This is a genomic window from Wolbachia endosymbiont of Spodoptera picta (assembly GCF_018141665.1).
Taxonomy (GTDB): domain Bacteria; phylum Pseudomonadota; class Alphaproteobacteria; order Rickettsiales; family Anaplasmataceae; genus Wolbachia.
The window spans coordinates 694,365-716,306 of the sequence record NZ_CP067976.1 but is presented as its reverse complement, the minus strand read 5'-3'; the positions used below and the strand labels follow the sequence as shown (position 1 = coordinate 716,306).

The 21,942-nt window shown below is 34.6% G+C and carries 24 protein-coding genes and 1 pseudogene; 9 read left to right on the top strand and 16 right to left on the bottom strand.

Going from position 1 to position 21,942, the window contains the following annotated elements; translation table 11 throughout:
• Positions 1-13 precede the first annotated feature (13 nt).
• From thyX to acpP, 5 genes are all read right to left on the bottom strand, one after another.
• Complete coding sequence (gene thyX / locus JKF54_RS03130; RefSeq protein ID WP_211907520.1) at positions 14-847, bottom strand: FAD-dependent thymidylate synthase; 834 nt, start codon at positions 845-847, stop codon at positions 14-16.
• Complete coding sequence (gene murA, locus JKF54_RS03125; RefSeq protein ID WP_211907519.1) at positions 840-2,126, bottom strand: UDP-N-acetylglucosamine 1-carboxyvinyltransferase; 1,287 nt, start codon at positions 2,124-2,126, stop codon at positions 840-842. The genes thyX and murA overlap by 8 nt, the downstream gene beginning before the upstream one ends.
• A gap of 4 nt (positions 2,127-2,130) precedes the next feature.
• Entirely contained in the window at positions 2,131-2,268 is a 138-nt protein-coding gene (locus JKF54_RS03120; RefSeq protein ID WP_158307661.1) for a hypothetical protein, read from the bottom strand.
• 86 nt (positions 2,269-2,354) lie between these two features.
• Positions 2,355-3,626, bottom strand: a complete 1,272-nt coding sequence (gene fabF, locus JKF54_RS03115) for a beta-ketoacyl-ACP synthase II (protein ID WP_211907518.1) — start codon at positions 3,624-3,626, stop codon at positions 2,355-2,357.
• Positions 3,627-3,632: 6 nt separating this feature from the next.
• Positions 3,633-3,893 carry an acyl carrier protein gene (gene acpP, locus JKF54_RS03110; protein WP_211907517.1) on the bottom strand — a complete coding sequence of 87 codons (261 nt, stop codon included), beginning with the start codon at positions 3,891-3,893 and terminating at the stop codon, positions 3,633-3,635.
• A gap of 126 nt (positions 3,894-4,019) precedes the next feature.
• On the opposite strand from acpP, the gene JKF54_RS03105 reads away from it, so the two are divergent.
• Entirely contained in the window at positions 4,020-4,802 is a 783-nt protein-coding gene (locus JKF54_RS03105) for a polyprenyl synthetase family protein (protein ID WP_211907516.1), read from the top strand.
• Positions 4,795-5,667, top strand: coding sequence for an FKBP-type peptidyl-prolyl cis-trans isomerase (locus JKF54_RS03100; RefSeq protein WP_211907515.1), 873 nt, complete (start codon positions 4,795-4,797; stop codon positions 5,665-5,667). The genes JKF54_RS03105 and JKF54_RS03100 overlap by 8 nt, the downstream gene beginning before the upstream one ends.
• A 70-nt stretch (positions 5,668-5,737) precedes the next feature.
• On the opposite strand, the gene hslU is transcribed toward JKF54_RS03100, so the two are convergent.
• Together hslU and hslV are read right to left on the bottom strand one after the other, a co-directional pair.
• Complete coding sequence (gene hslU, locus JKF54_RS03095; protein WP_211907514.1) at positions 5,738-7,204, bottom strand: ATP-dependent protease ATPase subunit HslU; 1,467 nt, start codon at positions 7,202-7,204, stop codon at positions 5,738-5,740.
• 1 nt (position 7,205) lies between these two features.
• A complete protein-coding gene (gene hslV, locus JKF54_RS03090) occupies positions 7,206-7,760 on the bottom strand; it encodes an ATP-dependent protease subunit HslV (protein ID WP_010406442.1) in 555 nt (184 codons plus the stop codon).
• 82 nt (positions 7,761-7,842) lie between these two features.
• Between hslV and gshA the strand changes: the two genes are divergently transcribed.
• Positions 7,843-8,997 carry a glutamate--cysteine ligase gene (gene gshA, locus JKF54_RS03085; RefSeq protein WP_019236751.1) on the top strand — a complete coding sequence of 385 codons (1,155 nt, stop codon included), beginning with the start codon at positions 7,843-7,845 and terminating at the stop codon, positions 8,995-8,997.
• Here the strand turns inward: gshA and JKF54_RS03080 are convergent.
• The 3 genes from JKF54_RS03080 to JKF54_RS03070 all read right to left on the bottom strand — a co-directional run bounded on the left by JKF54_RS03080 (position 8,994) and on the right by JKF54_RS03070 (position 11,624).
• Positions 8,994-9,794 carry a hypothetical protein gene (locus tag JKF54_RS03080; RefSeq protein ID WP_211907513.1) on the bottom strand — a complete coding sequence of 267 codons (801 nt, stop codon included), beginning with the start codon at positions 9,792-9,794 and terminating at the stop codon, positions 8,994-8,996. The genes gshA and JKF54_RS03080 overlap by 4 nt on opposite strands.
• Positions 9,795-9,855: 61 nt before the next feature.
• Positions 9,856-10,809 (bottom strand): ferrochelatase, encoded by a 954-nt coding sequence (gene hemH, locus JKF54_RS03075; protein ID WP_211907512.1) that lies wholly within the window; start codon positions 10,807-10,809, stop codon positions 9,856-9,858.
• Positions 10,806-11,624: a hypothetical protein gene (locus tag JKF54_RS03070; protein WP_246433087.1), complete on the bottom strand. Its 819-nt coding sequence runs from the start codon at positions 11,622-11,624 to the stop codon at positions 10,806-10,808. The genes hemH and JKF54_RS03070 overlap by 4 nt, the downstream gene beginning before the upstream one ends.
• 114 nt (positions 11,625-11,738) lie before the next feature.
• On the opposite strand from JKF54_RS03070, the gene ndk reads away from it, so the two are divergent.
• From ndk to folD, 6 genes and pseudogenes are all read left to right on the top strand, one after another.
• Positions 11,739-12,158 carry a nucleoside-diphosphate kinase gene (gene ndk / locus JKF54_RS03065; RefSeq protein ID WP_211907511.1) on the top strand — a complete coding sequence of 140 codons (420 nt, stop codon included), beginning with the start codon at positions 11,739-11,741 and terminating at the stop codon, positions 12,156-12,158.
• Between the two features lie 120 nt (positions 12,159-12,278).
• A pseudogene (locus tag JKF54_RS06765) lies at positions 12,279-13,456 on the top strand (acetylornithine transaminase).
• Between the two features lie 68 nt (positions 13,457-13,524).
• Positions 13,525-14,802, top strand: a complete 1,278-nt coding sequence (locus JKF54_RS03055; RefSeq protein ID WP_211907510.1) for an HlyC/CorC family transporter — start codon at positions 13,525-13,527, stop codon at positions 14,800-14,802.
• A gap of 9 nt (positions 14,803-14,811) precedes the next feature.
• The gene (locus tag JKF54_RS03050; RefSeq protein ID WP_211907509.1) at positions 14,812-15,069 is read left to right on the top strand and encodes a DUF2312 domain-containing protein; all 258 of its coding nucleotides are present in this window, start codon (positions 14,812-14,814) and stop codon (positions 15,067-15,069) included.
• Positions 15,062-15,637 carry a UbiX family flavin prenyltransferase gene (locus JKF54_RS03045; RefSeq protein ID WP_010406412.1) on the top strand — a complete coding sequence of 192 codons (576 nt, stop codon included), beginning with the start codon at positions 15,062-15,064 and terminating at the stop codon, positions 15,635-15,637. The genes JKF54_RS03050 and JKF54_RS03045 overlap by 8 nt, the downstream gene beginning before the upstream one ends.
• Positions 15,621-16,508 carry a bifunctional methylenetetrahydrofolate dehydrogenase/methenyltetrahydrofolate cyclohydrolase FolD gene (gene folD / locus JKF54_RS03040; RefSeq protein ID WP_211907508.1) on the top strand — a complete coding sequence of 296 codons (888 nt, stop codon included), beginning with the start codon at positions 15,621-15,623 and terminating at the stop codon, positions 16,506-16,508. Before JKF54_RS03045 ends, folD begins: the two co-directional genes overlap by 17 nt.
• Positions 16,509-16,607: 99 nt before the next feature.
• Here folD and JKF54_RS03035 read toward each other — a convergent pair whose 3' ends face one another.
• From JKF54_RS03035 to JKF54_RS03010, 6 genes are all read right to left on the bottom strand, one after another.
• On the bottom strand, positions 16,608-17,345 hold the full coding sequence (locus JKF54_RS03035) for a cell envelope biogenesis protein OmpA (RefSeq protein ID WP_211907507.1): 738 nt from the start codon (positions 17,343-17,345) through the stop codon (positions 16,608-16,610).
• A 110-nt stretch (positions 17,346-17,455) separates the two neighbouring features.
• Entirely contained in the window at positions 17,456-18,067 is a 612-nt protein-coding gene (locus JKF54_RS03030) for an outer membrane beta-barrel protein (RefSeq protein ID WP_211907506.1), read from the bottom strand.
• A gap of 120 nt (positions 18,068-18,187) precedes the next feature.
• On the bottom strand, positions 18,188-20,647 hold the full coding sequence (gene leuS / locus JKF54_RS03025; protein ID WP_211907505.1) for a leucine--tRNA ligase: 2,460 nt from the start codon (positions 20,645-20,647) through the stop codon (positions 18,188-18,190).
• Between the two features lie 4 nt (positions 20,648-20,651).
• Positions 20,652-21,242 (bottom strand): murein hydrolase activator EnvC family protein, encoded by a 591-nt coding sequence (locus JKF54_RS03020; RefSeq protein WP_007302156.1) that lies wholly within the window; start codon positions 21,240-21,242, stop codon positions 20,652-20,654.
• A 52-nt stretch (positions 21,243-21,294) separates the two neighbouring features.
• Positions 21,295-21,621 (bottom strand): MerR family transcriptional regulator, encoded by a 327-nt coding sequence (locus JKF54_RS03015; protein ID WP_010402982.1) that lies wholly within the window; start codon positions 21,619-21,621, stop codon positions 21,295-21,297.
• On the bottom strand, positions 21,618-21,917 hold the full coding sequence (locus JKF54_RS03010; protein WP_211907504.1) for an integration host factor subunit alpha: 300 nt from the start codon (positions 21,915-21,917) through the stop codon (positions 21,618-21,620). The genes JKF54_RS03015 and JKF54_RS03010 overlap by 4 nt, the downstream gene beginning before the upstream one ends.
• Positions 21,918-21,942: the final 25 nt, after the last annotated feature.

The window sequence follows — 21,942 nt, the reverse complement described above, 5'->3', positions numbered from 1 at the left end:
TTGATCTTTTTGGCTATTTACCAAGTATAGACATCAGCTCATTCCATTCTCTTTTACCAATGCCACTTTCTTCTCTCGTAACATTTTCTCCTTTTATTAGCTTGCGAATTATTTCAAGACCAGTTTTTGAAATGCAGGCTGATTTTAGCGAGTATTCAACAAAAGCATTATAGGCCAGCGGAACCCATTTCTTCACTATGTCCAACATAACTTCTGCATAGACTCTAATTTCATATTGGGCGTGCTGATCAGCTCTAAGTCTTAAAAAGTGAAGAAGGTTGTGTAAATCTATTTTCCAATAAAACTGAGTATAGTAATTAAGTGTTAGATTAGTTCGGGCAATTTCCCTTGCAAGGCCCTGTTCAATAAATTTCTCATAATGAGAATATACTAAATTAGAATCATTTATTAGAGAATCTATTATTTCTTTTGAAGTACTTGAGTCAAAAGCTTCACCGCTGCCTTGTTTATTATTATCAGATTGTTTTGCAACCTGTTCTGGTATATAAAATTCATTATCAAGTATCGAATACCTTCCGGAATATTCATTCACATTTGCAGTTCTATGTCTTATCCACTGTCTTGCAATAAAAATTGGAAGTTTCACGTGAAACTTAATTTCACACATTTCAAATGGAGTTGTATGATGATTTCTCATCAAATATTTTATAAGCGCCTCATCTTGATTTATCTGTTTCGTTCCCTTTCCATAAGAAACGCGAGCAGCTTGAACTATGGCGCTATCAGAGCCCATATAATCAATTACTCGAACAAATCCATGATCTAACACCTTATGTTCTTCGTATAGAATTTCATCTATCTCTTTTACTGTAGTTCGCTTATTCATAACATGTCCTCAAGGAAATATCGGCTCCACACGAATTGAGTTTTTCGTCCATCGCTTCATAGCCTCTCCATAAATGATGTGAGTTATTTATTGTAGTTTCTCCTTTAGCTACCAAAGAAGCGAGAATTAAAGCTGCTGTTGACCTTAAGTCATTAGCATGCAGATTAGCTCCAGATAGGCTCTTTGTTCCACTTATAGTAGCTTTACTTTTTTCGATGCTGATATTAGCGCCTAATTTTCTTAGCTCATTTGCATGTGCAAATCTACTTTCAAAAATGTTCTCTTCAATGATTGATATTCCATCTGCAATGCACATTGCAGACATTAGTTGTGGTTGCATATCACTGGGAAAGTTGGGATATGGATTTGTTGCAACGTGAGCAGATTTAATAGAGCCATTTTTTCTAGAAATAATAATACCATCATCATGTAACTCAACTCTGGCTCCTATAGTCTTCAATTCATTTGCAATACATTCTATATCAGACAAACTTACTCCTTCCAACTTTAGCTCGCCGTCGGTAATGACAGCAGCCAAAGCATAAGTACCGGCCTCTATGCGATCTGGTATTATTTTATGCTCACACCCATTTAATGCTTCAACACCTTCTATTGTGATTTTTGTATTATTAACTTCAATATTGGCACCCATAATCTTCAGAAACTCTATTAAATCAAGAACTTCCGGCTCGATTGCAGCATTGTTTATTATTGTTACTCCCTCTGCAAGTGTTGCTGCCATTATTATATTTTCTGTTGCACCAACACTCACTTTTTCAAATGTTATTTCTTTGCCTTGCAATTTCCCCTTTGTTGTTGCAGTTATATTACAGCTATCAATTTCAATTTTAGCTCCCATTGCTTCAAGTGCCTTAATATGAATGTCAACAGGACGTTTTCCAATATTACATCCACCAGGAAATACTGTTGAAACTCTACCAAATCTGCTGAGCATTGGACCTAGCATTAAAAAAGATGCTCGCAGTCTGCTTGCAATTTCATGTGATATTAAATAGTTATTGATATTGCTACAGTCAATTTCCAAAGTGTGATTTGCTTTATAGTCTTTATTGCATATAAAATTTACTTCTGCACCAAGACTCTTAAGCAGCTCAGACATCAAATGCACGTCAATTAAATCAGGTACGTTATGCAAAGTTATTGAAGAATTACTAAACAAGCTTGACGCCATTATTGGCAAGACTGCATTCTTTGAACCATTAATCTTGATTTTTCCAATCAAGGGCTTATGGTTACTTCTTACTAATATTTTATGCATTTAATCAAGCGATAGAACTTATCAAGTAAGTATAATAGGTTAGCGGTAAAAGGCAAAATTTTGCTTTTTCTTCTTCTGTCATTCGAGTAGCTGAAACTGGGATCCATTTCTTCATCATCATCAAAATGTTATATTTCAACATTACTTTTATGCTGACCAATTTAACTGGATTCTAGTTTCAGGTACTCGAATAACATTTTCGTAGTCGATTCAAAATAGCATAATTAACTACACCTTTCCAAAGATGAGAGACGCGTTGGTACCACCAAAACCAAATGAATTAGAAAGCGCATATTGAATTTTATGCTCTTGAGCTTTAAGTGGTACAAAATTTAAATCACACCCTTCTGAAGGTTTGTGTAGGTTTAAAGTTGGTGGAACAATTCCATTGTTTAATGCAAGGATACTAAATATTGCTTCAACACTTCCTGCGGCACCAAGTAAATGTCCTATAGAAGATTTAGTCGAGGAAACAGGTATTTTATAGGCATAGTCACCGAATAACTGCTTCATTGCTATTACTTCAACTTTATCCCCAAGTGTTGTTGAAGTCCCATGTGCATTGATATACCCAATTTGACTTGGGCTTACTTGTGCACTCCTTAAAGCAAGTTCCATTGCCTTAAGTGCGCCTCTTCCTTCTGGATGTGGTGCTGTGATGTGGTGCGCATCTCCTGTTAACCCATATCCAGTGAGTTCTGCATATATTTTTGCTTCCCTTTTTTTTGCATGTTCATATTCTTCCAGAACTAATATACCTGCCCCTTCGCCCATGACAAATCCATCGCGTTCTTCGTCCCATGGCCTTGAGGCCTCTTCAGGATTATCATTGAATTTAGTTGATAGCGCCTTCATCGATGCAAAACCTGCAATTCCAACTCTGCATAACGCACTTTCTGCTCCGCCTGCAATCATAATGTCAGCTTCACCGAGTTTTATAGCTCTTGCTGAGTTTATAATCGCATGCGCACCTGTTGCACATGCAGTTACCGCTGAGTCATTTGGACCTATAAATTCGTATTTAATAGAAATATGACCAGATATCAAATTTATTAGACTTGCAGGAACAAAAAATGGGCTAACACGTCTAGGCCCCTTCTCCTGCATGGTAATTACATTTTCCTGAATTGATGGAAGACCACCTATACCAGAACCAATAGCTACACCTATTCGCTCTTTATTAATATTTTTATTTTCCAAAATTAGTGAATCTTCTACTGCCTGAACAGCTGCTGCAATTCCGTAGTGAATAAAACGATCTGTTCTTTTTAGGTCTTTTTCAAAAATATAATCTGGTGGATTAAAATAATGCTCAATGTTATCGGATTGCACAGGCACCTGCCCTGCAACCTGACAAGCAAGATCAGAAGAGTCGAACCTATCTGTATTGATTGCTTTGATGCCAGATTTACCTTCTTTCAGCTTTGACCATGTGTTATTAACATCTGCTGCTAGTGGAGTAATTAAGCCGACACCGGTAACTACTACTCTTCTGCTCATTCAACATCAATTGTTTGCTTTGTTTACTATATATTCAACTATCTGTTCCATAGTTTCCATTTTTTGCGCATCTTCATCAGGAATCTCTATACCAAACTCTTCTTCAGCTGCCATAATTATTTCAACTGCATCTAAACTATCTGTGCCATGGTCTGAAAGCTTTGAAGAACTACCAAATCCCTCTACATCCTTACTGATGTGCTCTAGTATAATCTTCTTTACTTTTTCTTCTATATCTTCCCTAGTGCTTTTTGCTAATTCGCTCATTTCTTACTAAAAATAACCTATTCTCTGATGTTATAAGAAATTTTGATGTTTGCAATAGCTTTTATGATTATATAAACTATTAAAAACTTCTTATCTCTTAGCACTCGATAGTTAATAAATTTAAAAATGCTAGACGAAACAACAAAAAATTTGCTTGTTGTAGAAGTGAATAAGCTCTTACCTGAAAATAGCGAGAATAGACTTATATCAGCTATGCGTTATGTGCTTCTTGCTCCTGCAAAACATATACGTTCTTTTTTAGTTATAGCATCTTCGTCGATATTCAACATAAAGGTTGAAAAAGCAATAACAGCAGCAGCAGCAATTGAATTTATTCATGCTTACTCTCTAATTCACGATGATCTGCCATGTATGGATAACAGTGACACCCGCAGAGGCCAGCCAAGCTGCCACAAAAAATTTGGTGAAGCAACAGCAGTACTGGCCGGAGATGCATTACTTACCCTGGCTTTTGAGGTATTATCTTTGTTAAATTGTGAGATCATAAAAGTGCTCTCTCAAGCAATAGGAATGAAGGGAATGGTGGGAGGGCAGATTTTAGATATAGGTGCAGATTTTGACAAAATAAAAGAAATTCATTTGATGAAAACTGCAAAACTATTTGCAGCTTCATGTGAAATAGGGGCTATAATAGGAGGCGCTACAGACAAGGAGCGGGAAGCATTATATAACTATGGAATAAATCTAGGGCTTATTTTTCAATCCAAGGATGATATCGAAGATTATGAGCAAGATAAAACAAACAATTTAATGTCCGTGCTTGGCAAAAATGAAATGGAAAATTATATAGATAGTCTCTTTAAACAGGCCTCAGATAATTTAAGTACGCTTTCAGGGAATACTAATGACTTATGTGATTTATTGAATCAAGTAAAAAAAGATGGTTAGAAAAATTATATTACAAATGTTTATCTCTGTAGTAATGATTCTCGCTTTAGCTTCTGCTTTTATAATTACGATTGTTTATATAAACAAAGATAAACCAGAGAAAAGGGAAAAGCTTTACGAAATAAATGCTACACATGGTGGTTTGACACAGATGATAGCAAGTTATTTGGTCAGGCCGATACTTGAATCAGCTCTTGATCGTTATATTGAAAAGCATGGGTTAGCAGAATATTTAGAAGAAATAACACAGCAAAAAGAAGAAGAGATGATAAACTTTTATGAAATTACTGAAGGCAGTGGCAGTAAAGTTTTCTGTGGCCAAGAAGTTCTGCTACAAATGTACAAAGTCTCCAACAACCTAGCAACGCTACTTCCGACTGATGTCAATTTGAAAATAGGTCAGGATTACTTAAAAGAAGTGAGTTTAGGGGTAATAGGTATGAAAGAAGGCGGAGAGCGTGTAGTTACTATTGCTGCTGATGACAACAAAATGAGTTTTAACTCTTATTACATCAAACTGATTGAAGTAAAAGATAAATATCCCGATTCAGTAAATAACCTGATGATTTTTAATGACTTAATTAACAAAACTGGAAAACGAGTAAAATGTGGCGATGAGATATCAGTTCAATATAGCATAAAGAGACATAATGGTGAGTATATAATCAAAGATCAAATAGTGAAGTTTAAGGTTGGTGACAAAAAAATACCACTTGCTATAGAACTTGGAGTTGTGGGAATGAGAGCTGGTAATAAAAGAACAGTTCTTTCTCCACCTGATCTTTTAACTGATGTGTTAACAAAAGGCATAGATTGTGATATTGCAATAATTGATTTAAGCTTGAATTCTACTATTGCAAAATAGCTTAAAGAATTACGAAGTAAGAAAAAATAAAACCTCTTGAATGCTCTATATTACTTAAAGTAAGCTTCCTCTAAAGTATAAATTTAGATAAATCAAGCTGCTTTGAAATTGACTCTAGTTTATCTCTTACATATTTGCTATCTATAACAAATTTTTCATTATTTTTTTCAGAAGCGATAAAACTTATTTCATCCAAAAGCTTCTCCATGACAGTATGAAGTCTTCTTGCACCTATATTTTCCACTTCTCTATTAACTGTAAATGCTATTTCAGCTATAGTCTCTATACCATCATCAGTAAACTCAAGTGTTACATTTTCCGTTTTCATTAACGCTATATACTGTTTTAACAAACTAGATTCTGGTTCCTTTAATATTTTTATTAGATCCTCTTGAGTAAGCGCCTTAAGTTCCACTCTAATTGGCAATCTACCCTGTAATTCTGGTAAAAGATCAGATGGCTTAGATAAATGAAAAGCACCAGATGCAATAAATAATATATAGTCTGTTTTTACGGGGCCATACTTAGTTGAAACAGTTGTTCCCTCAAGTAATGGTAACAGATCGCGCTGCACTCCTTCTCTATTGACTTCACCTTTTATTTCTGTACGTGCTGCAATTTTATCTATTTCATCTAAAAACACTATACCTTCATTGCTAACAAGATCAATCGCTTCTTTGACTATCTTGTCTTCATCCATTAACCTTTCGCTTTCTTCATTAATCAATATTTCACGTGCTTCTTTCACTTTAACTGTAATAGTTTTTGTTTTTTTGCTCCCATTAAACATCTTGCCCACGATTTCTGTTACGTTCATCACACCAATTTGCCCACCTGGCATGCCAGGTATATCAAAAGTGGGTAACATACCCTTGCTCTCCCTGACGTTAATAGAAACTTCTCCATCTTCAAATTCCTTATTTCTCAGTTTTTCTCTGAAAACTTTTTTGCTTTCCTCGGTTGCATCTTCACCAACCATGGAGTTGACTATTATCTTTTCAGCCAAACCTAAAGCTTTTTCAGTTAAGGCTTTACGTGCTTTTTCCTTAACTAAAACTATTGCTGCGTCAACTAAATCACGTATTATCGAGTCAACATCACGTCCAACATATCCTATTTCAGTAAATTTCGTTGCTTCAACTTTTATAAAAGGTGCACCAGCAAGCTTTGCTAAACGGCGAGCTATTTCAGTTTTACCAACTCCCGTATGGCCTATCATGAGTATATTCTTAGGTATAATCTCTTCACGTAGTGGAAGTGGGACTTTATTTCGACGCCAACGATTTCTGAGTGCAATAGCAACAGCGCGCTTTGCATCATTCTGCCCGATTATAAATCTGTCTAATTCTTTAACTATCTTCTGTGGTGGTAGATCATCTAATAAAGCTTGTGAGCTTTGAATGCTACTACTTCCTGTACCTTCATTTTCATAGAGGCTATTTTTCTCATTACAGTCATCATTATTATCAAATTGACCTACTACAGATTGACCTACTACAGATTGACTAGAAAAATTAGCACACAAAGTTCTTGACATATTACTCCTCTATTTTTTCGATAATTAGATTATGGTTTGTATAAACACATATATCGGCAGCTATCTTCATAGCCTTTTTTGCAATCTCCTCTATTGATATTCCTTCAACGTCAATCAAAGCTTTTGCTGCAGATAAAGCAAAATTTCCTCCAGAGCCAATGGCTGCAATGCCATCTTCAGGTTCAAGAACATCACCCGTTCCTGTAATGACCAATGAAATAGACTTGTCTGCCACGATCATCATAGCTTCTAATTTTCTTAGATATTTATCCATTCTCCAGTCTTTTGCAAGTTCAACACATGCCCTCATTAACTGTCCTGGGTGCTTATCAAGTTTAGATTCTAGCCTTTCGAAGAGAGTAAATGCATCAGCTGTTGCTCCAGCAAAACCGGCAATTACGGAATCACCAGAAAGACGCCTAACTTTTTTTGCTCCAGATTTTATAACGGTATGGCCTAGCGAGACTTGCCCATCACCTATTACTACTACATTTTTGTCTCTTCTAATTGACAGTATAGTAGTACCATACATTTTACTGCTGTCATGATGAATCATTTTTTTGTTATTTTAATTAGTTATATTATATTAAGATTATAACTTATAATATAGTACTTTTCTTATAACATTTAAAGTGTAGATGCAAAACATAATTCATCCAAATCTGGAAAAAGATATAAATAATTGGTTCAAAACAAAATTTAATGGTTTTACATTACCATTTTATAGCTCCATAGATCTTAGGAATTCAGGCTACAAAATTGCTCCAGTAGACGCCAATTTATTTCCTGCAGGGTTTAATAACCTAAGTGAAGTATCAAAAGCGATAGCAGCAAAATTGATAAAAAGCTACTTCGAAACAAAACAATATAAAAAGGCCCTTATAATACCGGAGAATTACACACGAAATAAAATGTATATAGAAAATGTATTTGCCATAGAAAAGGTACTGCAACTCGCAGGTTTTGAAACTAGAATTGGCCTCTTTCATAATGAAACGTACAATTTAATAGAACAGTATGAAACTGTTGTGAAAGAAAACTCTTTGCTGAAGACAACTTCAGGATTTGTGCCTGATGTTATTATACTGAACCGTGATATGACGAGCCACATTCCAGACACGCTAGAAAACGTAAAACAAGAGATAGTGCCAAGTCCATTATATGGCTGGCACAGTAGGCAGAAATTTCAATATTTTGAAATCTATCAAAAATTAGTGTCCGAATTTTGTGGCGAATTTAAAATGGACCCATGGCTTATTTCTGTGCTTACAGAAAGCTGTAATGGAGTTGACTTTAATGATGATTCATCACTAGGAGCAGTAGCGACTAAAGTTGACCAAATATTATCTCTAGTGCAAAAAAAATATGAGGAATATGAAATAAAAACACAACCTTACGTTTTTATCAAAGCAAGCAATGGCACATATGGAATGGGCATTATAACAGCAACAAGTGGAAAGGAAATATTAAATCTCAATAAAAAAAAGCGTCATAAAATGAAAAAGATAAAAGAAGGAATAGCAATCAATAGTGTTATTATACAAGAAGGTGTACCAACTATTGACATATTTAAAAGTAGTTCTGCAGAACCGCTAATATACTATATAGGAGATACTCCAACATGTTACTTATACCGATGTAATAGCAGGAAAGATGTATATTCTAGCTTGAATTCCACTGACTGTGAATTTTATGACATCAGCCAAGAAAATAAAACTTTGCCACTTTGGAATATTGTTAGCAAATTAGCAGTGCTAGCATTGGCAGTAGAAATTAAGTCTTTTCATCTCTAATAATTAATTTCTACAATGCTGCTATTATGCTGAATATGGTGAGCGTCATCAAGTCCAGTAGAAGGATCAGTACCATTATTAGGTTGATTGACAAACTTATCGATGTTTGATACTAGATATGCTATGCTTAGTAGCAAACTAACCGTAACAGTTAAGTTGAAATTATAGATTATGCCACCACCCAAGTCTATTGGTATGGTTGGAAGTTCCATTCTTTTTAATATGAAGCTTAACAAGCCCAATGACAAAGCGAATGTGCTAAAAATAACTTCTTTGCCATATTTAGCAGACTTTTCAGAATCCTTATTATCTAGATACTTCTTCCATGTATAATAACAGTTTATGCATTCTGAAAATAGAAATAGAACTGCTGATGTTAAGCTAATATAACTTATTACATCCTTGTTGTTTCTAGCTAAGAAATGAATGATTTTTGTCTGCATCAATATTCCTATTACACAGTTTGCCAAGAAGGCTAAGCTACCCACAACCTGTATTGGTTTTTCAGGTTCATTTCCCCCTTTACCATTCTGAAGTTTTTTAGATTTATATCCAGCTAAATTGAGACCAAAGTGAAGAGCAAATATTATTGATGTTGGTAGTTTTATGAACTTAGAAATATCTAATATAGTACAAATATTGGATCTGTTGTTATCAATAAACTCGCAACAGAATTGCAATGAAATTTTACACAATATGCCTGTTAAACCTACTGCAATACAATACATCTTTCTAATATCATGATTGTGAGCATCATGTATACTTTCTATAAATGTATTTGGCTTACCTTTTGGCATAAGTAGATAATAAAATAATAACTTTTTAATATTATACTATAAAAATCTAAAAAGAAAAGTGCTATAAATCAGTACTTTGAGAGTGATCTAAACATAAATCGGCCAAGCACTTGATAAATAAGAGATCAGTACTGAGAGTTGGTACGCGAAAGTAATATCCGTCTTTGATAATTGCTTTATACTCTATATCAAGTTCAACCAGTGTTTCAGAATGCTCAGAAACAAAAGATATAGGTGATAAAACTACAGGTATATTATCGTCTTTTGCGCGTGATAGCTCACTTTCAGTGCTAGGCTCCAACCATTTTACAGGGCCAACCTTACTCTGATAACATATTCCCCAGTCAAGATCTTCAATATTCAATTTTTTTACTATTAATTTTACTGTTTTTTCTATCTGTGAAGCGTAAGGGTCGCCTTTTTTAATGATACTAAGAGGTAAGCTATGGGACGAGAATAGGACTCTTGGCTTACCGATTTTGCTAGCTAATTTATAATATTTAGACGTCAGATTAACATGAGCTTCAATAAAGTCTTCATTGTCATAATAATGGTGAATTGTTTTTGTGTTACATTCCAGTTTGGCATTTTTTTGCCAATTCTCGATGGATGATAGAGTTGTGGTGGTTGAATATTGCGGATATAGTGGTAACAGAATGATTTCGTCAGGGTCGAATTGCTTTACGCTTTTAACAACTTCATCAGCAAATGGATGCCAATAACGCATGCAGATGAATATCTTATATACATGGTTTCCATTTTCATTTAATTTTAGTTCTAAAGCATCAGCTTGTGCTTTCGTATTCTCCAAGATTGGCGATTTACCTCCAATGTGCTCGTATATTTCTTGTGCAGTACTTTCTCGCCTTTTGGAGATAAACTTTGCTAAAAGGAAGCGAAAAGGATTTGGTAGATTTATTATTCTTTTATCGTAAAAAAGATTAAATAAGAAAGGACGGACCGCACTTAGTGAATCAGGTCCGCCTAGGTTAAATAAGATTACTGCCTTCTTCACTGACAGCACCTTTTTTCAGGTTTGCCTATAAAATCAGCTACACACTCATCAAGTTTAGTTACAGGCACTAAATTTCTTACACTGGCATACAATAGATGAGCAGATCTCTTCATGTTACTCTGTGTAGATGCAAAGCCTCTATCGAAAACCACATCAACACAAAAACTTGGCACTGCTTCAAGAAGTTCAACAGCAGCCAAAGATATCATTATGCAGCTTTGTAGGGCCTTCAAAGGAACCATAAGCGGAAAAAGTAAAACCTTAACAAAGAGAGAGCGAGGACTTTCATTCATTATTTGTCCTTGATTAGGAGAATTATACTCAATATGCTGTCTGTTTTTATTAAAAATAGGAAATTTTATAGTGTCTTCCTCAAATTGCTCATCTATTTCTTTTCTACTATGGTTAGTGATCTTTTCCATTAATTTCTCACGCAATTGACAAGTAGTTCTCACAAAAAAACACGTGGCAATCATCAATATAGCACATATAAGCGCACAATGCATGAGGTTCATCCCACCTATCATAGATGGTAATGTAAGACAAACAAATGGCACTATGATAGCCATTTCGAAAAATGGAATAGTATTCCTTTTTATTGCAAAAACAGCGCCTTCTTTTAATTTTGTATTATTGTGTAAGCTATACTCTAAATAACTCAAAAATGCCAAATTAAAAGTTAAAAATCCTTTTGTCCCACAAAAAATTGATGACTTGAATTGATTAACCCATTCTTTAGCAGTAAGTGTAGTTTCAATTGATTGTTTAACATTAGGATCGACTGGTTTGTTGTTTTTTTTATTACAACACCCCATAAAACACCTCCTTGATGGTTTATTCTTAACTATAAGTGAAAAATTGCTTTTATCAAATCAAAGTTTATAATAAAATAAATCTATAAATATACGATCTTAATATAAGGAAATAATATGGCAATTGAGAGAACACTTTCAATATTAAAACCTGATGCAGTAAAAAATAATATTACAGGCAGTATAAATTCTTACATTGAAAAATCTGGACTAAAAATTATAGCACAAAGAATGATGATGCTGACAAAAAAACAAGCAGAGCTGTTTTATGAAATTCATAAGGATAGGCCTTTTTTTGGAGATTTGGTGGAATTTATGACTTCTGGGTCTGTGATAGTTCAAGTTTTAATCGGTGAAAATGCAGTCAGTAAATACAGACAAATCATGGGTGCTACAGATCCAAAGCAGGCAGATAAAGGTACAATTAGGGGTGATTTTGCTGATGATATTAGTGAAAATAGAGTGCATGGTTCTGATAGTCTAGAGAACGCTCATAGAGAAATAGCTTTCTTTTTTGCTGAATGTGAATTGGTGTAGTTTTACTTTTTTACATATTAAATTTCTGAGTTTTATGTTGAACTGTATAATATTAGCTCAATTTTTAGTTTAAGCAATATTAAGGGAAAGCTTTTTCATGCACTATAGATAATATTTAAAATGGATCATGTTGTTAACGCTTATAATAGATCTGAAGCTTCTATAGTTAGAGGAGAAGGAGTATATCTCTTCGATAAGGATGGTAAAAAATATTTAGACTTTGCTGCAGGAATTTCTACAACCTCTCTAGGGCATTGTCATCCATACATTACAGATAAACTGAAGGAGCAACTGGATTCATTATGGCACTGCTCTAATATTTTTACTATTCCTCAGCAGGAAAGGCTTGCTCAGCGTTTAACAGAACTTACCTTTGCCGATAAAGTTTTTTTCTGCTCAAGTGGACTTGAAGCAACAGAAGCTGCAATTAAATTTATTCGCCGCTATTTCTACTTAAATGGACAAGAAAAGCGCAGTCACATCATTACAATTGAAGGAGGTTTTCATGGCCGCAGTATTGCTGCAATTTCAGCTGGGGGAAATGAAAAATCACGCGAAGGTTTTGCTCCACTCCTTTCTGGTTTTGATAAAGTTCCAAGAAATAACATTGAAGCATTAGAAAAGAAAATCAATAGCGAAACAGCTGCCATATTTTTAGAGCCCATACAAAGGAAGGCGGAGTACATCCATTGGAGGTAGAGTATCTTAAAAAAGTAAGAGAGATAACAAAAGCTCAAGGAATAATTTTATGCTTTGATGAAGTGCAATGCGGATATGGACGGATTGGCTCTCTATTTTACTATCAAAATATAGGAGTTGAACCTGATATGCTCACTTGTGCGAAGGCTATGGGTAATGGATTTTCTCTGGCTGCATGTTTAGTAAAAGATTATATAGCAGAAGCAATCACTCCAGGAACTCATGGGTCAACTTATGGAGGTAATCCACTTGCCATGACTGTTGGTAATGCAGTACTCGATGTAATGCTAAAGGAAGGCTTTTTTGACCATGTTAAGAAGGTCAGTAAATATCTAAAAGAAAAGTTGTTGCCTTTGACTGAAGAATTTCCGAAGATCGTTTCAGAAGTTCGTGGGGAGGGTTTATTGATAGGGATAGAGCTTAGAGTACCTTTGGCTGATAAAATTGTTAAACAATCTCTTGACAAAGGCTTAATGATGACTAAAATTTTAAATAATAGGGTAATAAGAATAACTCCTCCACTTGTTGTTGAGAATATTCATGTGAATGCAGTGTGTGATATATTTCATGATTTATTTTTTTATATTAAAGATATATAGACTTGCAAATGCTTCTTACAACATATAAAATCAACTCTGTTTCTATATCGCAATAACATCATACTTTAATGGATTGGTTATTGATTTCAGTATTGTCAGCAATTTTTTTCTTATTGATTTTATCGTTTTTGTTCTCAGGAGCAGAAATAGGGTTAACCTCAATTAGCCGATCCCGAGTGAATAAACTAAAGCTAGAAGGTAACAAAAAAGCCAAGATAATAGAGCTTTTGTTAGGTAAAAAAGAATTAACAATAGGAACAATATTACTGTGTAATACAATTATTAACATTACTTGCTCTGCTTTATTTACAGTAATATTTATAAATTCTTTTGGGAATGAGGGCATATTTCTTTCAACATTCATGATGACGTTTTGTATTTTGCTATTTTGTGAAGTTTTACCAAAAACTTACGCCATGCAAAATCCTGAAAAATTTACATTACTTTCTGCTTATTTTATGCTGTTTTTTGTCAAGGTTCTTTCTCCATTGACATTAGGCATTCAGTTTATTGTCAATATCATTCTGAAGTTATGTGGGCTTCATAAGAATAGGGAGGTAATATCTGCAGCAGATGCAATGCGTAATATGATTACTCTTCACCGCAGTGAGGGCACTATGTTACAACAGGATTTAGATATGCTAAATAGTATACTTGATTTGGCTGAGACAGAAATATCACAAATTATGACCCACAGGAGAAACTTATTTTCTCTTGATATAGATCGAAATAAAGAAGAGTTAATAAGAGAGATTTTAACCAGTAGCCATAGCAGAGTACCTTTATGGCAAAAAGAACCAGATAATATTGTTGGAGTGGTTCACGTGAAAAATCTAATAAATGCCTTGCGTGAAAAGGATAATAAAATAGAGATTGCCAAAGTTATGTCAAAGCCTTGGTTTATACCAGAAAGTACGCCACTCAGTGTACAACTTCACAACTTCCGTAAAAACAGGAAACACCTTGCATTTGTTATTGATGAGTATGGAGCACTACAGGGAATCGTAACTCTTGAGGATATACTGGAAGAAATAGTTGGAGAAATTTCAGATGAACATGATTTGATCACAGAGAATTTTATAAAAAAGATATCCGATAATATGTATCACATAGAAGGAAAATCTACTATTAGGGATATTAATAGACAGTTACATTGGGATCTTCCTGATGAAGAAGCTACAACTCTAGCAGGTATGATTGTAAACGAGATAGAGCGCATTCCTGAAGAAAATGAAGAGTTTTCCATGTACGGTTTTTACTTTAAGATTTTAAAAAAAGATAAAAATATTATTACTATGATTGAAGTACAAGTAAAAACTGATAATACTGTAGTAGCAATTAATTAGTTGGGTTCTATGGAAGATACAGTAAAAATAACGGCTGAAGATTTGAAGAGCTATATAGAGAGAATCGAAAAACTTGAACAAGAAAAGAGGGATGTGCAAGATCACATTTGTGATGTATATGCAAAAGCTGCAGATGAAGGTTGGGATATAAAAGTGATGAAACAGATTATTAGGCTAAGAAAGATGGATGATGATGACAGGGAGGAACAGGAAATATTACTTGATACCTACAAACGTGCATTGGGAATGAATTACGAAGGTGAATAGTAGGATTGTAATTGGAATAAGTGGAGCATCTGGTTCTATTTACGGTGTACGGATTCTAGAGGCACTAAAAAATACCAATCATGAAACTCATTTAGTGATCAGCAGTGCTGGAAAAATAACTATAGCTCATGAGATTAAAGAAAAACTTGAAGATATTATATCGCTTGCAGATTTTTACTATTCTGAAGAAAAAATAGGAGAAAAAATAGCAAGCGGCTCATTTAAAACCTCAGGTATGGTTATTGCTCCATGTTCTATGAAAACAATGTCTGAAATAGCATCGGGGGTGACTTCCAATCTATTAACAAGGGCTGCAGATGTAACTCTAAAAGAAAGAAGAAAATTAGTTCTTATGGTGCGAGAATCTCCACTACATCTTGGACATCTCCGAAATATGTTAAAACTAACGGAGATGGGAGCAATTATTGCTCCGCCGATGCCTGCTTTTTATATTAAACCAAAATCTTTGGATGATATTGTAAATCATGCTGTTGGTAAAGTATTGAATTTATTTGATATTGCATTACCTGACTTCAAGGAGTGGCAAGGAAATGTCAATTATTATTAACGGTAAAAAAATAGCAAATGATCTCTGTGAGGAGCTATCAAAAAAAATTGATATTTTAAAGAAAGAGTATAATGTTTTTCCTTGTCTTAAAGTAATTCTTGTGGGTAGCAATCCAGCAAGTCAGGTCTACGTTCGTAATAAACAAAGAAAAGCAGAATCAATAGGCATAAGTTCTGAAACTATTGTTTTGCCTGATAGTATCTCAGAAGATGAATTGATTGAAAAAGTTAATACATTAAATGAAGATTCATCTGTGCATGGAATTTTAGTTCAGTTACCTTTACCAAAGCACATCAGTGCAAGTAGAATAATTAATACAGTAAGTGTTGAAAAAGATGTAGATGGCTTTCATGATGAGAATGTTGGCAGGTTAGTTAAAGGTGAAAAAAATTGTCTGATACCTTGTACTCCCAAAGGTTCTTTGCATTTAATTAAGTCAGTTGAAAATAATCTGTCCGGTAAAAATGCGGTAATCATTGGCAGATCCAATATTGTGGGTAAGCCAATGTTTCACCTATTGTTGCAAGAAAATTGCACTGTTACCATCTTGCATTCACAAAGTAGGGATTTAGCTGATTATTGCTCTAAGGCGGATATAGTAGTTGCAGCAGTTGGAAAGCCAAATTTTGTTCAACCAGATTGGATAAAAAAAGGTGCAATAGTGATTGATGTTGGCATAAATAGCATTAACATAGGAAATCAAAGTAAGCTTGTGGGTGATGTTGACTTTGAGGGAGTAAAAGAAAAAGTCAAAGCTATTACTCCAGTGCCTGGTGGAGTTGGCCCGATGACAATAGCATTTCTTATGATAAACACTGTAGTTGCTGCTTGCTTACAGCGGGAAGTTGATCCTTCTAATTTTATTGCTTAAGATTTATCTTAATGTTAGCATAAACAGAATACCTTTGCAAATAGCACATATATAGCACCGAGCATACAACTGTATATAAGGATTCAAAGTGTTCATAGCTTAAAAATTATAACGTATACCTACTTCTATGATTGCATCTGGTTTTTTCATCGGTGGTTTAAAGCCACTTAATTGACCGCTTGCAGCAATAGCAACTGTGCTAACTATCTGTGGAATAATTTCACAATCAACACCTAACTTTACTTTATAGGAAATAGCACCCAGTATTTTATCTAGTGTTTCATTTTGACCTGCGGCTGCGGCTACAGTTGCAGCTGAATTTACTGCATTTGTATCCTCACCAAGACCAAAAGATGGCAATATTCGAATATATCCACCCAGTCCTATACTAGCATATAATTTAATAGGATCAATTTCAAGATCAGGATAGTAAAGGTAATTTGCCAATAAACTAGCTCCTACTTTTCTTTTTGCTTTATCAGTTATATCACTTATGTTAGCAAGAACCTCAAGTTCAAACTTAGAATTTTTGTTATGATGATAACCAAAGACAACGTTAGGGTTCAATTTAAAGCTTTCACCCCATCGAGTCCCAAAGTTTAAACCTACATAACCTACATAACCTACATAGTAATGATCTTCGTACTGGTCTTCATATCGATCTTCGTATTGATCTTCACAATGATCTTTGTGTTGATCTTCATACTGATCTTTGTACTGGTCTTCATACCGATCTTTGTACTGATCTTCTAACTCACTTGTACCATTACTAGCTGTACTTGCTAAAGCAACCAACACAGCGAACACTTTCATCGTTCTCATATAATTCATACACATTACTTCCTTAAAACAGACTGGAATAAGTGTTCAAACATGCTAGCAGCAAGTTTTGAGCATCGCTTGTGGTTACACCTAAACATTAAACATGTATTCAATGTTATCCAGCATTAAAAATTATAGCGTACTCCTACTTCCAGCATCATATCCGGTACTGTCATTGCTTTTACACCACTCAGTTGCCCACCTACGGTTAAAGCAGCTGTACCAACTATCTGTGGAGCAACTTCATAATCAACACCAACCTTCAGTTTGTAGGAAATAGCACCTAGTACTTTATCTAGTGTGTTATCTTGAGCTTCAGCTGCATTAGAGCTTCCTTCAGATTTACCAGAGCCAAAAGGTATTACTTGGAGATATCCACCTAAACCTCCACTGACATATAGTTTCACAGGATCAATGTCAACGTCAGGATAATAACGGTAATTTGCTAATAAACTAGCTCCCATTTTCTTGTCTTTGTCCTTTCCTTCTGCATCCTTACCTCCAAACATATCACTTACGTCAGTGAGAATCTCAAGTTCAAACTTAGAGCTTTTATCATAATTATAACCAAAAACTAAGCCAGGTTTTATTTTTAATCCAGTACCCCATCCACCACCAAAGTTTAAACCTGCGTAGTACTGCTCTTTTGCACTATTACTAGCTGCTTTATTACTAGCTGCACCTGCTAGAGATGAAGTGAGCAACACAGCTAAAACACACAATCCTTTTATTTTCATATAACTACCCATACAAAAAAATATATAATGCACAAGTATATATCCTTTATATTAAAAAAGATATAACCTCATATCAAAAAAAGTATACCTACGAAATTAGGGACATGCTACTCAAAATTTTTATATAACTATGTTTACTACCTTATTTGGTACAGCATATATAGTGCGAATTTTGCTTTGATCGATTTTGTTAGATACAGAATCTGTTGCTATTTTCTTCAATTTTTCTTGAGGTAAATCAGTTGCCACTTCAATGGTCGCACGTAACTTTCCATTGATCTGCACTGCTACAGTCACCATATTATCAATTAGTAGTGATTCATCAGCTTTTGGCCAAGGTTGCATATATAGCATGCCTTCGCCTCCTATTTTTTGCCATAAATTTTCAGCCAGATGTGGCATGAATGGCTCAATTACTCTGATTAGTATGCATATACCTTCATCAATAAGAGATTTTCCAGTTTTTACGTCTATTTCAGCTATTAAATTTGTCATTTCACGAAACTTTGCTACCATACAATTTAATCTGCAGTTTTCCAAGTCATCTGTAAGCCCTTGCAATAGTTTATGGATTTTTTTTCTGTACTCTAGGAGTTTACCTACAATGTTTTCATTATCATAGTGTATGTTTACGGGCCTAAGTTGCACTACCATACGCCACAATTTATTTATGTAGCGAAAACAACCTTCCACGCCATCATCAGACCATTCCATATCTTTTTCTGGGGGGATATCGGATAATACAAACAAACGAGCAGTATCAGCACCGTATTTTTCTATGATAAAGTTTGGGTCAACTGTATTTTTCTTTGACTTACTCATCTTTTCGACTTTTCCAACTTGGATCTTAGCACCCTTCGCAATCAACTCTTTTGCTTCTTCGGGAAAGAGCCATTTGCCATTCTCATCTTTATAAGTTATATGGCAGACCATTCCTTGAGTGATTAAAGTAGAGAAAGGCTCTTTAACATCAAAATAGCCACATTTAGTTAAAGCATGGCAGAAAAACCTTGAGTAAAGCAAATGTAGAATTGCATGTTCTATTCCACCTATGTAATAATCAACAGGCATAAAACGATTACAAGTATCTTTATTAATCGATTTATTTTCACTGCAAAATGAAGCAAAATACCAGGAAGACTCAAAAAAGGTGTCGAATGTATCAGTTTCACGCTCTGCTTGCTTTCCGCACTTTGGACAATCAACAAATTTCCAGGTTGGGTGCTTATCCAGGGGATTACCACCACTTGTAAATTCTACATCCGTTGGTAGAACAACAGGGAGGTCTTTTTCTGGAACTGGAACAATTCCACAATCTTTACAATGTATAATAGGTATAGGACATCCCCAATAACGTTGCCTTGAAATTCCCCAATCGTGTAGACGATAGTTTATTGTTTTCTTACCTATTCCTTTTTCTTCAAGTTTTTTTATGATTACTTTTTTTGCCTCATTAATCATTAGTCCGTTTAAGAATTCAGAATTGAACATCACTCCATCACCGAAGTACGGTTCTTTTAAGATCTCTGTGGTCTCTTCACAAACTACAGGAATAATCGGTAAACCATACTTCTGTGCAAATTCAAAATCACGCTGATCATGTGCAGGGCAACCAAAAATCGCACCTTCTCCATACTCCATCAACACAAAATTCGCTATATAAATTGGTAATTCCTTGTCGAGAAATGGGTGCCTGACGTTCAGTCCAGTGTAAATTCCAATTTTTTCATCATTCTCCCCCTTTGCCTTCATATTACCAATAAAGTCTCTTATTTCTTTGTCCTTAAGGTCTTGTACAATAGGGTGCTCTGCTCCTACTGCAAGAAAAGAAGCTCCAAATAAAGTATGAGGAGAAGTTGTAAAAATCTTCAATTTCTTATTCAGGCCAACTATTTCAAAATCTATAGTTGCCCCTTCAGATTTTCCTATCCAGCGCTCTTGCATAGTTTTGACTTTTTCTGGCCAATTTTTTAAACTTTGCAGACAATGAAGCAAATCTTCAGCAAAATCAGTAATCTTTAAAAACCATTGGAATAACTTACGTTTTTCAACAACTGCACCTGATCGCCATCCTTTTCCATCAACCACTTGCTCATTTGCAAGCACTGTTTGGTCCACTGGATCCCAATTAACCCACGACTCTTTTCGATAGGCAAGACCATGCTTTAAAAAATCCAGAAAAAATTTCTGTTCGTGTTTGTAATAATCAGGCTCACATGTGGAAAGCTCGTGATTCCAATTGTAGGAAAGACCTATAGATTTTAGCTGTGCACGCATATTGTCTATATTCTCTTTTGTCCACGCTGCAGGGTTAATATTATTGTCCCTTGCTGCATTTTCAGCTGGTAATCCAAACGCATCCCAGCCAATTGGGTGCAAAACCTCAAATCCATGAGCTCTCTTGTAACGTGCTATAACATCTCCTATTGCATAGTTACGCAGGTGCCCCATATGAATCTTACCAGATGGATATGGAAACATTTCCAACACGTAACATTTCTTCTTTTTACTATCTTTGCTTACAGAAAAATCCCACTTATTTTGGTAGAATTTTTCAACGTTTTTAAAATCATATTTCATAAATTCAATCACAGTTTATATGTACTAAAGGATCGACTGCTTGACCATTATGCCTTATTGTGAAACACATCTGCGGATCTTTATCTTGTGTGCTTGATTTACCTGCAGATCCAATTACTTGACCTTGTTTTACTTTATCACCAATTTCAACTTGTATGTTTTTTAAATAGGAGTACATAGTCATGTAATTATCTTTATGTTCCACTATAATTAAATTTCCGTACCACCTCAGGCCTTTGCCTACGTATATTACTTTGCCAGGTGCAGAAGCAATAACCTTTGTTCCACTTTGAGCAGTAATTTTTATGCCATCTTGACATATTTTATCAGAAGAGGTAACTGCACCTTTAACCGGTATTACAAATTTACACATGCTTTGTGCATTATTGTTATATACCTTATCTACAAAGGCTTTTCTACTTTCTTTTCGCAGCGAAGAATCAACATTTTCTTTAATCAAATGATACTCCCTTGTGTACTCTAGGTCTCTTTTTCCATAAAATTCTTCGCCTTTAAGTAGTACAGGTGCAGGTTTTTGCAGGCCACAGCTTATCAGTATTGCTGATAATATAAAGAACAATGCTATACGACACATACACTTATCTCTAGATATATCAACTTTCACAAAACTTTATAGTGTTTTTTGTCTATTTATTACTTTCTTCATTTATTTTATCAGTCAAATAGTCTCTTAAATCGGTAAGTTCTTGCAACAAATTTCTTGAATAATGATCAATTCTTACATCGTTACCAAATTCCTTTTGTACTCCTTTTATTGTATATCCTTTGTCATATAGCATATATTTTATTTTCTTTATTGCCTCTATACACTTATGATCATATAGTCTTCTTCCCTTCCGTTTTATGGGTTTAATTTGATGGAATTGACTTTCCCAGAATCTTAAAACATGCTGCTCCAAATGTAGTTCTTCAGCTACTTCTCCAATTGTGTAAAATAATTTTTCCTTATTCATCGGTTGTTTATTAATTTCTTCATCATTTTTGAAGGTCTAAAAGAAATTGATTTTCTCGCTTGAATTACTACCCTTTCCGATGTCTTTGGTATATTTCCTGGTCTTTCTTTCTTGTTTTTAACCAAAAATGTTCCAAATGAAGATATTTTTACTATTCCATCCTTTGCTAAGCTCGTTTTTATCTCATCCAATATATCATCTATTATTGCAATAGAGTCTTCTTTCGATAATCCAATTTCCTGATTTATACATTCAGCTATTGTTGCCTTAGTTACTGTTGTGTCTTTTGTTGTCATAATTTATTACAGTATGTTAATATAA